Origin of the sequence: Vulcanisaeta sp., assembly GCF_049966235.1 — an archaeon.
Lineage (GTDB): Archaea > Thermoproteota > Thermoprotei > Thermoproteales > Thermocladiaceae > Vulcanisaeta > Vulcanisaeta moutnovskia.
In genome coordinates this window covers 1-13,064 of record NZ_JBMFVA010000029.1, presented here as the reverse complement: position 1 = coordinate 13,064, position 13,064 = coordinate 1, and the positions used below count along the sequence as shown (strand labels likewise).

The 13,064-nt window shown below is 44.1% G+C and carries 15 protein-coding genes, 1 tRNA gene and 1 pseudogene; 8 read left to right on the top strand and 9 right to left on the bottom strand.

Annotation, left to right across the window (positions count from 1 at the left end; translation table 11 throughout):
* Positions 1 to 510, top strand: a pseudogene (locus ACP5L5_RS10865) (ABC transporter substrate-binding protein); the annotation flags it as partial.
* A 52-nt stretch (positions 511 to 562) separates the two neighbouring features.
* On the opposite strand, the gene ACP5L5_RS10860 reads toward ACP5L5_RS10865, so the two are convergent.
* Positions 563 to 1,405: a dipeptidase gene (locus tag ACP5L5_RS10860; RefSeq protein WP_428763734.1), complete on the bottom strand. Its 843-nt coding sequence runs from the start codon at positions 1,403 to 1,405 to the stop codon at positions 563 to 565.
* A 1-nt stretch (position 1,406) separates the two neighbouring features.
* Positions 1,407 to 1,760 (bottom strand): hypothetical protein, encoded by a 354-nt coding sequence (locus ACP5L5_RS10855; RefSeq protein ID WP_428763732.1) that lies wholly within the window; start codon positions 1,758 to 1,760, stop codon positions 1,407 to 1,409.
* Positions 1,761 to 2,339: 579 nt separating this feature from the next.
* Here ACP5L5_RS10855 and ACP5L5_RS10850 point away from each other — a divergent pair.
* The 3 genes from ACP5L5_RS10850 (at position 2,340) to ACP5L5_RS10840 (ending at position 4,043) form a co-directional block, all read left to right on the top strand.
* Complete coding sequence (locus tag ACP5L5_RS10850) at positions 2,340 to 2,828, top strand: hypothetical protein (RefSeq protein WP_428763730.1); 489 nt, start codon at positions 2,340 to 2,342, stop codon at positions 2,826 to 2,828.
* A gap of 528 nt (positions 2,829 to 3,356) precedes the next feature.
* The gene (locus tag ACP5L5_RS10845) at positions 3,357 to 3,632 is read left to right on the top strand and encodes a hypothetical protein (RefSeq protein WP_428763729.1); all 276 of its coding nucleotides are present in this window, start codon (positions 3,357 to 3,359) and stop codon (positions 3,630 to 3,632) included.
* A 42-nt stretch (positions 3,633 to 3,674) separates the two neighbouring features.
* Positions 3,675 to 4,043, top strand: a complete 369-nt coding sequence (locus ACP5L5_RS10840) for an archaellin/type IV pilin N-terminal domain-containing protein (protein ID WP_428763727.1) — start codon at positions 3,675 to 3,677, stop codon at positions 4,041 to 4,043.
* Positions 4,044 to 4,332: 289 nt separating this feature from the next.
* On the opposite strand, the gene ACP5L5_RS10835 is transcribed toward ACP5L5_RS10840, so the two are convergent.
* Positions 4,333 to 5,133 carry a G1 family glutamic endopeptidase gene (locus ACP5L5_RS10835; protein WP_428763725.1) on the bottom strand — a complete coding sequence of 267 codons (801 nt, stop codon included), beginning with the start codon at positions 5,131 to 5,133 and terminating at the stop codon, positions 4,333 to 4,335.
* Between the two features lie 87 nt (positions 5,134 to 5,220).
* Positions 5,221 to 5,664, bottom strand: a complete 444-nt coding sequence (locus ACP5L5_RS10830; RefSeq protein ID WP_428763723.1) for a peroxiredoxin — start codon at positions 5,662 to 5,664, stop codon at positions 5,221 to 5,223.
* A gap of 78 nt (positions 5,665 to 5,742) precedes the next feature.
* Between ACP5L5_RS10830 and ACP5L5_RS10825 the strand changes: the two genes are divergently transcribed.
* The 4 genes from ACP5L5_RS10825 to ACP5L5_RS10810 all read left to right on the top strand — a co-directional run bounded on the left by ACP5L5_RS10825 (position 5,743) and on the right by ACP5L5_RS10810 (position 9,160).
* Entirely contained in the window at positions 5,743 to 6,261 is a 519-nt protein-coding gene (locus tag ACP5L5_RS10825; protein WP_428763722.1) for a hypothetical protein, read from the top strand.
* 23 nt (positions 6,262 to 6,284) lie between these two features.
* A complete protein-coding gene (rtcA, locus tag ACP5L5_RS10820) occupies positions 6,285 to 7,337 on the top strand; it encodes an RNA 3'-terminal phosphate cyclase (RefSeq protein WP_428763720.1) in 1,053 nt (350 codons plus the stop codon).
* A 47-nt stretch (positions 7,338 to 7,384) separates the two neighbouring features.
* Positions 7,385 to 8,620, top strand: coding sequence for an MFS transporter (locus tag ACP5L5_RS10815; protein WP_428763718.1), 1,236 nt, complete (start codon positions 7,385 to 7,387; stop codon positions 8,618 to 8,620).
* Between the two features lie 66 nt (positions 8,621 to 8,686).
* Positions 8,687 to 9,160, top strand: a complete 474-nt coding sequence (locus tag ACP5L5_RS10810; protein ID WP_048057071.1) for an 8-oxo-dGTP diphosphatase — start codon at positions 8,687 to 8,689, stop codon at positions 9,158 to 9,160.
* 198 nt (positions 9,161 to 9,358) lie between these two features.
* Here ACP5L5_RS10810 and ACP5L5_RS10805 read toward each other — a convergent pair whose 3' ends face one another.
* The 5 genes from ACP5L5_RS10805 to ACP5L5_RS10785 all read right to left on the bottom strand — a co-directional run bounded on the left by ACP5L5_RS10805 (position 9,359) and on the right by ACP5L5_RS10785 (position 12,984).
* On the bottom strand, positions 9,359 to 9,841 hold the full coding sequence (locus ACP5L5_RS10805; RefSeq protein ID WP_428763716.1) for a hypothetical protein: 483 nt from the start codon (positions 9,839 to 9,841) through the stop codon (positions 9,359 to 9,361).
* Between the two features lie 142 nt (positions 9,842 to 9,983).
* On the bottom strand, positions 9,984 to 11,150 hold the full coding sequence (locus ACP5L5_RS10800) for an MFS transporter (RefSeq protein ID WP_428763714.1): 1,167 nt from the start codon (positions 11,148 to 11,150) through the stop codon (positions 9,984 to 9,986).
* A gap of 180 nt (positions 11,151 to 11,330) precedes the next feature.
* Positions 11,331 to 12,083, bottom strand: coding sequence for an SDR family NAD(P)-dependent oxidoreductase (locus ACP5L5_RS10795; protein WP_428763712.1), 753 nt, complete (start codon positions 12,081 to 12,083; stop codon positions 11,331 to 11,333).
* Positions 12,084 to 12,204: 121 nt separating this feature from the next.
* A tRNA-Arg gene (locus tag ACP5L5_RS10790) sits at positions 12,205 to 12,282 on the bottom strand.
* A gap of 108 nt (positions 12,283 to 12,390) precedes the next feature.
* Positions 12,391 to 12,984, bottom strand: a complete 594-nt coding sequence (locus ACP5L5_RS10785) for an AAA family ATPase (RefSeq protein ID WP_428763710.1) — start codon at positions 12,982 to 12,984, stop codon at positions 12,391 to 12,393.
* Positions 12,985 to 13,064 lie beyond the last annotated feature (80 nt).

Below are 13,064 nucleotides of genomic sequence, written 5' to 3'. Positions count from 1 at the left end.
ACCCAAGACCTAAACCAAATAGGAATACCAACATCAATAACATACGTAACATCCGCAGAATTCGATACCTGGGTAACCCCAGATGCAACCGCTGCCTTCTTCTATGGCGAGTGGATGCCCGATTGGCCAGACCCAATGTATCAAATAATGTATTCACTGCTTAATGTCGCTAATGGTGGTTTATCAGGAGACCTGGCTTGGTTTAATAATACGATTGTTAATGAGTTGACTGCTGAAATGCCCTTCGTAACGAATGAGACGGAGCAATTACAAATGCTTGCCGAAGTCTACAACATAACATACTGGCAAGCACCATATTACTGGATGCCATTCCCAGAATACTACATGATTGCACAACCATACCTTAAGGGAATAATATGGACATTCGACACCTACTACTACAATACCATGTATTATCAACCAATCACACTATACGTAATAACCTACAGCAACGGCACACAAGTAATCCAATACAACAACGGAACAACAATCAACATAACCAACACGTAATAACCCATTACCTTTGATTTCATTTAAAATCTTTCTTATACAATTAAAATAGTTACTTTAAGACTCTCCTCATTATTCGTAGTATATTTTCTCCAGTTACTTTTGCTATTTCGTTGTCGCTGTAGCCGTGCTTAACAAGCCACCTTACTATGTTTATGAATTCCGATGGATTCTCAAGCCCATCCACGTACTCAACCCTTGGGTACTCAGGCAACTCCTCATAGAATGCCGCCAGTGATAGTTGTGGAGAAAATACCCTATGCAGCGCTACGTGGTCACCAAATAGTGTGTCTGGTCCGAAGGCCACGTAGTCAATACCAACAAGCTTCTTCAGGTATTGGAAGTGCTCCATAATGCTCTCAATACTATGTCTCGGGTGATTCCTAGTTATTGTTGTGTGCGGTGCAGCCTCAACACCAATTACGCCTCCCTTCTCTGCAAGGGTCTTGATAACCTCGTCAGGCTTCATCCTCCTTGAAGGCCGCAATGACCTTGCGCCAGCGTGCGATATGACAACTGGATCCCTACTGTAGTTAATCGCGTCCGTACTCGTCTTATCGCCAGTATGGGCCAGGTCTATTATCATGCCCAGCTTATTCATCCTATCCACAACCTCATAACCAAGGTCAGTCAACCCATTATCAACCCTGCAGGCCAAACAAGCACCAAGCTCACTACCCTCACTATAGGCTATCCCCATCATCCTAACACCAAGCCCATACAGAACATTGACCCTATCAACATCACGTCCAATCCTGGGTGGGCCCTCAAGGTGCAGGAAAATTGCCATCTTACCCTCCCTAAAGGCCCTCTCAGCATCCTCGGCCCTAGAGCCGATGAAGGCTATGCCCGAGTGCTCAGTGTCGGCCCTCTCCATACCAATTTGATAAACCACATTATCCCAACTCCAGGGGGTCCTTAGTCATTATGCTCTCACCATCAAGCAAGCCATCGAAGACCGCATCAAGCCCTGAGGCGGCCAATCCCTCATAGCCTATGAATGGCCTATTACGCCAGGTATACTCAAAGTACTCACTTGGGTTCTCCGGGTAGATCTGTAGGTGGTCGTGAAGTGAAATTAATATATGCCTCTCAATGAATTTCCCAACTCTCTCCTCCTTAACCTTACTAAGCTCGACCTTACTTGACGGAACCCTACCAACCTCCTTAGCCAGTTTAAATGGTCTGTAGTCCTTGTTGGGTTCTAGGAAGGACCAGGAGTGATAACCATTATAGGATTTACGACCCATTTAAGCTTTATGTAATTGCCTTAATTCCTGGGCTTTTACTATGATTACTTGGTCCTTGATTTCGTGGAATGCGACCTGTATTGTCTCGTTTATTAGTTTCATCACGGTCTCCTCGTCCTTGGCAATTACGTAGATTAGCCTAGAGCCGTATCTATCATAGGCATATTTTTAGGGAGGCTAGGTCAACCCTAAAGTTATCAATATTATACTCCTTCTTAACCCTAAAGCCGAGCCATTCACCTATATCTCTAGCTATCTTGATTGACATAATGAGTAGGGAAGGTTATGACCTAATAATCATATCATTTAACCCGGAGTTACTTGAAGAATTAATTAATATTAATAATGATAGACTATCCTAATTATAGCGAAGAGCATTATCAAAAACATCACTAAGAATACTGAAAGGGCAAAGGCCGTAATTCTCAATCCACCTGGTAATTGTAGATTTATAAATGAATTACGTAAATTAATTTCTATTTAATACATTATTAATATCTAGTTTCTTTTTCTTTTTCAAGTTATGACATAACAGATTGAAAGCTAAAATTTAAATAATTATTAAGGGCAAAATTATTAATGGTTCAGGTTAGTGATATTGAACGAGCCATTAGGGGTTGCTTGGATATTATTGGTGTTTCCGTTGGTGATTGTTTATTTGGTGTTTATGATTGTAGGAGCATTGATGTTCATGGGGCTGGTGCTTACGTGTTCTTTGATGGCTCTGGGGTTTATTATGTGGGTGAGGCTGATGACGTAGCCCGTAGGTTATTGAAGGAGCATTGCTCGGTTCATATAGGTGGTTCTGAGGGTGTTGTTAGGTTCCTAATGCATTACCTCAATGAGATCTGCGCCAACAGCAGTAAATGGGTTGGGCTTGACGCCGTGGGTAGGGAGGAGTTCGTTAAGAAAATTCTGGGTGAGAAGATCAATAGTTTAAGGATATACGTGGTCACGTGCAAGGAATTAAGTGATAGTAAACAAGGCAATAGGAGGGTCAGGAATAAGTTAAGGATTAGGCTTGAGGAATGTTTAAAGGAGAAGTTAAGGCCCATATTGAACCCGTAATAACTCTAGACGGTAGTCTCTAGCGAGCATGTTTTTATTGTATTCCTTGTTCAGGGTAGGTCATTGATTGTTGGGCTTTAGATATTAAGCTCTGGGCTCGTTGTATTCTCGTTAATTCTCTATTTTATGATATCCTCAGTTCTTGGCTCTAGCGTCTCATCCTCGTCAAACGGCCTTTTGTTTCAGTCAAGCTTAACTTCGTAAACATGCATTAATTACCTAAGTTGTTAGATAGATGTGTTTTCGTGTTTCTAAATTGCTTGATAATATTCCGCTATTTTCATTGATTACGTCAAGCATGAAGTCTTCATTACCCTTGTCAGACACAATTCCCATAAAGATTTGTCTAATGGTTAGTGATGTTATTAATGTAGTTTATTACTTATGGGATTCTCATGTTGGTACTATTAGCATTTGTAACTGGTGTGGTTATTCTTCATCATCGTCTCGGTGATTGTAAATTTTCTGTGCATTGTCTTCGGTTTGTTATAGAATGGTTTATTAATTATTTAGGATTGAAAGTAATTGATGATCCAAGGCAATCTATGGATAGCCCTTTCAATGGTGTTCCTTGCCTTAGCCGCAGTCTTCGGTACTCTATGGTTTGTGAGTAACCAGAATTACTCAACGTTAATGGCTGCGTACAATGCCTTAAAGGCTCAGTATGATGACTTGAAGAGTCAGTACTCAGGTCTGCAGAGCCAATACAGTAATTTACAAAGCCAATACTCAACGTGCAAAAGCCAGTTGATGAATTTACAAAATCAGTACAATAACCTACAGGGGCAGTATCAATCATGCTAAGCCCAACTACAACAATGCGCACCAACAACCCCCACCCTCCAGGTGCAGGCTGTTGGTTTGACTGGTGTTGGTTCAGGTAGCATTGCCATGTTGACGTTCTTGATTAGTAATCCGTCAAGCAGTGGCATTGGCATTAATGGTTTCACGTTGGGTAGTCTATCATGCGTGTTTTCAAGCCCAGTGCAGGTGCTGGCTGGAACTCAGGGAGGTCAATTAAAAATAGCATTAATAATAAGTAATGGGGCCTTTAGTGAGGTTTCCGCATTTATTTCTAGTGGAATAGTTATGCCAAGTGGCATCACGGCATCATGCAGTGGTGCTCAGGCCGCCCAGGTTGGTATCCAATACAGTGGTTACATAATTACGGTCAGTGGGCAGACATACCCATTCACAGTAACAGCAAGCTCATAGTATTTAGTCAGTGCCTTGACATTTCCCATTAAAAACAACGTTTCATTACATAAATGACATTGTTAATTTCAATCTATTTTAATTGAAAGACAATGTTTAAATAGTTATTTTAACCATTGTTAAAACTTAAGGAGTTAAATGTAAGACAGTGTAAGGTATCAATTAAAGTAGATAATAAGACTATACAATCTACGATAATTCTCATAATTTAGGGTGATTCATGGTCATGGATCAATATAGAAACTGTTTACGTTCTATTTTTAATACTAAGGCCTTAAATAAGTCATTTTTACTTCCTGCTGCTTACGTACGTTACTGTGAAGCTTGATCCGTCAAGCGTTAATAAGCTTGGTTGTGCCAGGATCTTTCCGTTGTACGCAGTCATCACTATTTCTACGGTTGATGGGTAGTTTCCGAAGGCAGTGGTGCTACCGCCCACGGTTGCGTAGCACGTGCCCGTTACATCCGTGTAGTCTTGCCCGAAATACGCAGTTCCGAAGTTTGCCAGCGCCGTTAATTGCCCATTAACAGTCGGCCTCTCCAGTATGCACTCAGCCGATGAGAGTAGTGCTCCACTTACGCTGCCCGTCACCGTGTACGCCTCGTTCCTTGTCACGTCCTTAATGGTTATTTGGAATGAGTTACCCCCTACGTATGTCACGTTTACGTAAATCGCGTCGCCAGGCTTAACTGTGAATCCACTTATCTCAACGGAGGGTGATGGGTAAAATTCGTACCAAGCCCAATACATGGGCTTGCCACCGCTGCATTCTACGGCTATTCCGGCCTGCTCCACTGTGCTGTCGTTGTATCCGTCTAGTCCTGCCCAGAGCGCTACGTAGGTTGTTTGTTTGGTGCAGGTCACGGATGGTACGATGAATGAGCCTGCGACACTAGTCACAGTGCCCTCCTGTGCGGGCACTGCGTAGCCAGCCCAGTTTAGGCTGTAGACTGTTGATGCGTAGCCAACGCCGTGCTTAATCATTGGGTGCATCGTGGGTGTTGCCGCAAGTACGTGGGCTGTGATTATTGATGCGACAGCTATTAACGTGAGTGCTGTGAGTATGGGTATTAGTTTATTCCCATTCATTAATTATGGGATGGTTAATCCCCTTTAAAACATTACCTATTCTCATTTTAATTATATTGAATAGATATTATTAATTTTCGCATCATTTTACATACTTTGTCTCAGGAAATCCAAGGCCTTGGCAGGGTGTTCCTCCGGCTTAACTTTCCTAATTACCTTAGCCACCTTGCCCTCCGGGTTTATTATGAATGTGACCCTCTCCGCAGTCCCCGTAGGCCTTAGCACTCCGTACGCCTGTGATACGCGTTTCTCGCTGTCGCTCAGTAGTTTGAATTTCACGCCGTACTTCTCCGCAAACTTCCTCTGGGTGCTTACCGAGTCCGTGCTTATGCCAAACACCACGACGCCCAGCTTCTCGAGCTCATCCCAGAGCCTGGCGAATTCCTGGGTCTCCCTCGTACAGCCGCTGGTGAAGGCCTTTGGGAAGAAGTAGAGCACTACCCACCTGCCCCTGTAATTCGATAGCCTTATTACCTCCCCATCGTGGCTTTGTAATTCGAAGTCAGGAGCCTCCTCGCCCTCGTTGACCATCAAGTCACCACTGCGATTAGGCTTTTCTATGTTTGGTTTGAATTAAATTAATATAACTGGTTCCAGGTACTTAATCACATGAGCTCACTTAGGAGCTACTTGATGGAGGTCATCCATGAGTACGAGAGGATACTGAGCATGTATAGGGTATTGATGAACCTGGGCGCTGCATGTGATTTGAGTGAGTACGTGGATGTTATCGAGGCGGCGCTTATTGAGTCTGTACTCGCTCATTACCGTAGTTTGATTCAGTTCTTCAAGATTGTTAGGGGTAGGAGGTATAAGGATGTAATTTACTACCTGCCATACCTCAAACGCGGGAGTGCCAGGGAGTTTAGGCGTAGGGTCAAGGAGTGCCCTGGTTATGAGGATGTCCAGAGGATCATTAGGGATGTTAATAAGTACGTACTTCACCTTACGAGGGAGGCGGCTGAGTCTGGCGATAGGGCTGCCGTGGGTAGGGACGGCGTTGTGGCGGTAATTAGGCTCCTCTGTTGTGTCTTCTCTGTCTTCGTTGATTATGTTGATGCGAGGGTGGTTGGTGTTGATGTTGTTAATGCGCTTAGGAGACTTAATGGTGATTGCGTTAAGTATTAAAGTCCTTGTTGGTTGTTTGCGTGATGAGTCTTGTGGAGATTGACGGTTCAGTGCTTGAGGGTGGTGGGCAGATACTTAGGACAGCACTGGCGCTGTCGGCAATCACGGGTAAGCCAGTTAGGATATACAACATTAGGGCCAAGAGGAGTAATCCGGGGCTTCAACAGCAGCACCTGACCGGCGTTATCGCTGCCGCCAGGATATCCAATGCACAGGTCACGGGCGCCGTAAAGGGCTCCACGGAGCTCGTGTTTAAGCCGGGGAAAATTGGCTGCGGCGAGTTTAGGTTCGACATTGGCACCGCAGGCGCGGTTACGCTAGTAATTCAGACAATATTACCAATACTCGTGTTCGCCCCATGTAGGAGTATGGTTACGATAACCGGCGGCACTGACGTGCCCTGGTCACCACCAATCGACTACGTGAGGTTCGTCATGCTTCCAATGCTCGGCTTATTCGGCGTTAAGGCTGAGGTGAGGTTGGTCAGGCGAGGCCATTACCCGAGGGGTGGTGGTGAGGTTGTGCTTACGGTGGAGCCGAGTAAGCTAAGGCCTGTTGAGGTTGTTGAGTTTGGGGAGCTGAAGGAGATCAGGGGCATTTCACACGCGGTTAGGTTGCCGGCCCACGTGGCTCATAGGCAGGCTAGCTCGGTCAGGGAGTACCTGGTTAAGGCTGGGGTTAAGGTCCCAATTGACATTGCCGTGGAGACCTATGAACAAGGCAGGGACCCGCACTTAGGCCCTGGCAGCGGTATTGTTCTCTGGGCTGTGTCGAGTAAGGGCTTGATTAAGGGTGCGGATGCGCTTGGTGAGAGGGGTAAGCCGGCGGAGGTGGTTGGTGAGGAGGCTGCCAAGGGACTGCTCGAGAATTTAAGGAGTGGTATGGCGCTTGATGAGTACATGGGTGATATGGTGATACCGTACATGTCCCTGGCCGGCAACAGTGTCGTCGGCGTCTCTAAGATAACTCTTCATGCCTTAACTAACATATACATTGTTGAGAGAATACTCGGCGTTAAGTTCGAGGTTGGTGGTAAGGAGGGTGGGCCTGGTCTCATTAGAATTGTCAGCACCTAATCGTGCTGGGTTATTTTTTACTAGGCGTATCACAGTGTGACTGATTGATGGGGTTAAGCACTGGGTATAGGGGTAGCCATGTCTTGTTATCGGTGCTCATTGGCTTGGGTACTTTCCTCGATGGTTATGACCTACTCAACATCAGTGTTGTTCTACCTTTCTTGATTCACTTCATGCATTTGACTCCAGAGATGCAGGGATTGCTCGGCACAACCACTTACATAGGTGGTGTATTTGGTGCCCTGGTCTTCGGTGTGTTCAGCGACCTTAGGGGTAGGAGGGTAGCGCTATTGAGCGACATAGCCTTCTTCCTAATTAGCTCCCTCCTCTCGGCATTCGTAATATCTCCCGAGCAACTACTGGTACTTAGGTTCCTGGTTGGTTTCGGTATTGGTGCCGACATAGTGTCTGGACCAGCCTTGCTCTCTGAAGAGTCACCAACGCCGAGGAGGGGTCTCCTACTTGGTGTTTCATTAATAATGATGCCACTCGGCGGCCTAATCAGCGCCCTATTGGCTCATGTATTCTTCACCATGGGTTTATCCCCAAGCATCCTATGGAGGATTATCCTAGGTGCTGGTGCCGTGCCCGCAGCCATAGTAATACTACTCAGGAGTAGGTTGCCGGAGTCATCAAGGTGGTTACTCAGGGGTGCCCCAGGGCGTAGAAGAATATCATTCAAGAAGGTGTGGGGTGATTACTGGAAGATGCTCATTTACTCCTCAGCTGCCTGGGTTGGTGCAGGTACGACGTCGATATTCACGATATTCACGCCAATGCTTGTGGCGCTCAGGGGCGGCGGCTATGGCAATATGCTAAATACGGTACTGGTTCTTTGGGTCTTCGCTACGTTGGGCGCTATGCTTGGTTCACTAATGCTTGATAGGGTTGGTAGGAGGGTCCTACTAATGGCTTCTCTAGTTGGTTTAGGATTCGCATTTTGGTACGTCGCAGCTACATATAGGGCTCCAGAGCTTGAGTACTCGCTGTCTTTAGCTATGTTCCTAACATTCCTAGTAGTTAGTGGTGCATACACGGTTCAGACCGAGGTCTTCCCAGTGGAAGTTAAGTCCTTCGCTGACGGGATTGCCTTCTCCCTAAATAGGATTGCGAATTTCGTGTTTGGGGCATTAACACCAATCTTCCTCTACACCGGTTCAATAATACAGTACCTGGGTTGGATTGGGGCCTTCGTACTACTAATGGCCGCAACTGCATTGCTGACCGGAATAGAGACTGCCAGGAAGGATCTTGAGGAAATAGAAAGTATTGCCAAAAGATAATAAATGAAATGTGTCGAATTGCCTCAAGGTAATTCTTAATTCCTTAGATGCTTCATGAATTATGGAATGATATTCATAGAGACCCTGGTTTACGTGGTTAAGGAGGGCAAGGTCCTATTGATAAGGAAGAAGCGTGGACTCGGCGCTGGTTATTATAATGGGATTGGGGGTAAGGTTGAGGATGGTGAGAACGTGGTTTCAGCCGCGATTAGGGAGTGTAGGGAGGAGGTTGGCATCACACCAAGGAATCTAGAGTGGATGGGGCTTCTCGAGTTTTGGAATTACGAGGATGATAGGGTTGAGTCTGTGCATTTTGTACACGTATTCCTGGCCAGGGACTTCGATGGAACGCCCAGGGAGTCTAGTGAGGCTGAGCCTATATGGTTTGGTATTGATGAGATCCCTTACAATAATATGTGGGAGGATGACATTATGTGGCTGCCTAAGGTACTTAGTGATAAAAGGGTGTATGGTAGGTTCGAGTTCGATAGGTGGAGACTCATTAAGTCTGAGGTTTATGAGGTAATCCCTAGCAAATAGTCAGTCACGCCCTTGCTCGTCATTAGCTCAGGTGTGTCACTAATCATCATTGGGCCAAAAATTCCTTAAGTACTGTTATTAAATTACCTTAGTGTGCTGAATCCTTCCAGGACTGACGAGGTGATGTGAAAACCGACCACTGAGTACAACAAGTATCCTCAGCTCAATCCTCCGTCCCTAAGCTACGTACTACTAAAGCTATGTTTCGCCAAACCCCAGGTCAATGTTAACGTTCCTGGTAATGACAAATGAGGAAGCTTCATGAACAACATCTAATGTGTACGTACTTACCCGAGTGCTTATGTTCAAAATCATGGCATTAATTATGTATAGCACTGGCATAAGCATAAATGATAAGAAGATGAAATGCTTATTAGCATCGTCAACTTTCCCTGACCCACCATCAGTAGCCACCTTCTGCGGTGAAGCACTTGGTGGCGGTAGAACTAGATACACGGCTGGCACCTTTGGATGTATATCCGAGCCCTTCTCAAAGTAAAAGTTGCCATCCCTCGGTTCCCAATACCAAGCCTCAATAAACCAAAGAAGGGAGCCTAAATCATAGTATTTCCTCTCAAGGATCCTAATGCCCTCGGGTATCTTCCTTCTTGGTGAATTGCCGTTAAATGGGTAATAAAGGACTATGGTGGATCCTGACATCATTGGGAATGGTACTGACATTCCTAATTACTTTCTATTTCAGATATAAAAAGCTTACTGATAATATCTACCAAAAATACGCACAATTTCATCTGTTTGGCAAGTAATTATCGTAAGTTCATCACATACTTCACCTAGAAGGTATGAGCAAAAGTTCATGACACTACTTAGCCCTTCCCCTATACATAAAGTATATTGTTAGGTCGTAAATAATCTTTACTGATCCACTGATCACGAAAGGTAAGGAATAAAGTCCTAGTGATATTAAATCACCAACTATCGGTGATCCAGGCAGGGAACTAATGCTCCTTGCCGTATTCGTTATTGCGTTAGCGGCAACCCTTTCCTCATCACTGAATATCTGTGCCATAAACGCCTGCCTAGTTGGCACATCCATCTGAGAAACACTCTGCCTTAGCAGAAGAAATGCGAGGCTTCCAGGAAATGTTCCGGCGAATGGTATTAGGATCAGAAATACATTTGATAAAATGTGCGTATATACCATAGTCCTTAAATTACCAATCCTCTCAGCTATGAGCGGAGCAATCACTAATGACAATGCAGTAATTATATTAACGACCATGAACACAACACCCAATTCCCTCAAAGACACGCCGTAACGAACATAAAACCAATACGATAATAAGGACTGCGTTATTAACCCACCGCCAAAGGCATCCATCGAGTACAATACTGATAAATTCCTAATATCAATAACGGCAGACCTATTTAACCTCCTTAAGCCAACACCCTTTCTTGACGACTCAATGCCACCTAATGCGCTGTAAACGATAATCATAACTAAACCAGCGATGGCATAAACCAGGTACATAGACCTGATGACGTATAGATTATTGCCTAGGTATGCCGGTAACGAGGAAGCGAGGGCACCGATTGACGAGGCAGAATAACCAATTAAATTATACACACCCAAAACTCTACCCAACCTATTACCTGTAAATCTCGGCAAGACACCAACCTCAACAGACTGAAAAGGGCCTGTCTCGGTCCCCGTAGTACTTACATTGCCAATAAATAGCGCCAATGCAATCACCAGATATAACGAGAATGAAAACAACAATACTCCGGACATAAACATAAGAAAACTGAAAATAATCAACAACCTCCTCCTACCAATAACATCACCAAACCAAGTCAACAATATGTTAGAAAATACATTACCAAGAACCACAAAGAACAGGGAAACACCGACATAAATAGGTGAAAAACCCAGCATGGCAAGGTAAATAGGTGTCAAAACACTAACAATACCAAAAACAAAGGTCCGCAGCCCCTTAACAAACAAAATCAAATAAACGCTCCTAACCATTCGCTAAAACTCAACAAACAAGTACTAATCAACTTAACTATAATAATAAGATCGGTGATCCATTAGGACTTGGTTCCACTATTATCTTACTTTCTATCCCAAAATATAAATCTACTATTTCGATTTGTAAATGTAAAAATATTTATTTTTAATTTTAAATTCAATATTATGTTAGCTTTATCAAGCTATAGATATTGCGCCATCAACCACAACCACAGCTCCATTCATGTATGATGAGTCATCGGATGCCAGGAAAAGCACGACCTTAGCTATTTCAGTTGGGTCGGCAAATCTACCTAGTGGTATCCTTTGAAGGAATTGTTTTGTGAACTCTTCATAGGTTGTTCCATAAGCAGATGCTGCCCTAACAGCCATTGGTGTACTGACCCACCCTGGCGCTATCGCATTAACTCTAATTCCACGATTACCATACTCCACGGCCATACTCTTTGTAAGCATTATTAATCCCGCCTTAGATACTGAGTAGGGCATTGCTAGTGGTAATGGCCTTATACCAGCCACTGAGGCAATATTTACGATAATGCCCTTACTACGCCTTAACATTTCGGGTATTGCGTACTTACTCATTAACCAAGCGCCCTTTAAATTTACGCTAATGACCTTATCGAACTCATCCTCAGAAAAGTCAGCCGAAGGCTTGGCCCTCGGTAAGTCAATACCTGCATTATTAACGAGAATATCCAACTGACCATAACGCTTTACGGCTTCCCTAACGGCATTCTCGCAATCAGATGCCCTAGAAACATCAGCATGTACGAATAAGGCATCGCCACCATTACCCCTAATCATATTTGCAGTCTCCTCACCGCCCTTATCATTAACATCAGTAACAACTACTTTAGAACCTTCACTAGCAAATAATAACGCAATAGCCCTACCAATACCACTCCCTGCCCCCGTTACCATCGACACTCTACCATCCAACTTACCCATACCATTAAAGCATGCATACTTTAGCTTAATTATATTCTCATTAAATAAAGTATATTATTACATCAATATTAACAATAACCTATTAATATAATAAATCAACTGGCGGCCCCGGTGGGATTCGAACCCACGACCTACGGCTTAGGAGGCCGCCGCTCTATCCTGGCTGAGCTACGGGGCCATTGGAGTGTTTTTGTTCATGGTTTTTAAGTTTTTGCCCGTGGATTTTAGGTGGGATTATGATAATTAATGTTTTGTGATGTGTTTTCATCATACTTAATTCTACATTTTATTTATGGCTTCTACGTTTTACTTGTGGTGGTAGTGCCTTTATTGTGATTGTATGGGTCCTTAATGCATAGTTCTTTATTACGGCAATCCCATCCTGTGCATAGGTTATTTCACCGGCATGCTCCTTTAATCCTACCTTCTCTAGTATTTGTTCTTCACTTCTCAGGGCTATTTTTGTGTTTGTTAATTGGAGTATTAATCCATTTAGGTCGTCTGGGGTGTGGGTTGCGAATATTACACCAATCCTTCTAATCCTACCGAGTCTTGTTAACCTATTTATCATGGCCTCCACGGTGTCCTTATTCACATCCTCAGTATTCTCCTGAGGAAAGTAATTATGGGCCTCATCAATGAGTATGAATGTCGGTCTTGGCTCTGAACCACTCTTCAACTCCAAATCTCTAGCATTAAATACTCCATCCAGCATCCTATACACAATGACTGAGGATGCGAATGGGTTTTCTCTAAATAGCCTTAAATCAAGGTTTATGAAGCCCCTAAGTATTTCCTGGTAATTCGGTTCATCAAATACGGCCTTAAATTTAAGGTTTTGCGACCACTTAACATCCATTATACCTACTCCACCTATCATGTTTAACCCCCTAATTATGTCCTCTCTGCTTTCACCAAACCTATCTTCAATGGTCCTAAAACCAAGGCTTCACCAACATC

Coding starts and splice junctions, on each gene's coding strand:
- ACP5L5_RS10800 (WP_428763714.1), bottom strand. CDS start 11,150: ATGGTTAGGAGCGTTTATTTGATTTTGTTTGTTAAGGGGCTGCGGACC.
- ACP5L5_RS10830 (WP_428763723.1), bottom strand. CDS start 5,664: ATGGTCAACGAGGGCGAGGAGGCTCCTGACTTCGAATTACAAAGCCAC.
- ACP5L5_RS10850 (WP_428763730.1), top strand. CDS start 2,340: ATGGTTCAGGTTAGTGATATTGAACGAGCCATTAGGGGTTGCTTGGAT.
- ACP5L5_RS10835 (WP_428763725.1), bottom strand. CDS start 5,133: ATGAATGGGAATAAACTAATACCCATACTCACAGCACTCACGTTAATA.
- ACP5L5_RS10785 (WP_428763710.1), bottom strand. CDS start 12,984: ATGATAGGTGGAGTAGGTATAATGGATGTTAAGTGGTCGCAAAACCTT.
- ACP5L5_RS10825 (WP_428763722.1), top strand. CDS start 5,743: ATGAGCTCACTTAGGAGCTACTTGATGGAGGTCATCCATGAGTACGAG.
- ACP5L5_RS10805 (WP_428763716.1), bottom strand. CDS start 9,841: ATGTCAGTACCATTCCCAATGATGTCAGGATCCACCATAGTCCTTTAT.
- ACP5L5_RS10815 (WP_428763718.1), top strand. CDS start 7,385: ATGGGGTTAAGCACTGGGTATAGGGGTAGCCATGTCTTGTTATCGGTG.
- ACP5L5_RS10845 (WP_428763729.1), top strand. CDS start 3,357: ATGATCCAAGGCAATCTATGGATAGCCCTTTCAATGGTGTTCCTTGCC.
- rtcA (WP_428763720.1), top strand. CDS start 6,285: ATGAGTCTTGTGGAGATTGACGGTTCAGTGCTTGAGGGTGGTGGGCAG.
- ACP5L5_RS10855 (WP_428763732.1), bottom strand. CDS start 1,760: ATGGGTCGTAAATCCTATAATGGTTATCACTCCTGGTCCTTCCTAGAA.
- ACP5L5_RS10810 (WP_048057071.1), top strand. CDS start 8,687: ATGATATTCATAGAGACCCTGGTTTACGTGGTTAAGGAGGGCAAGGTC.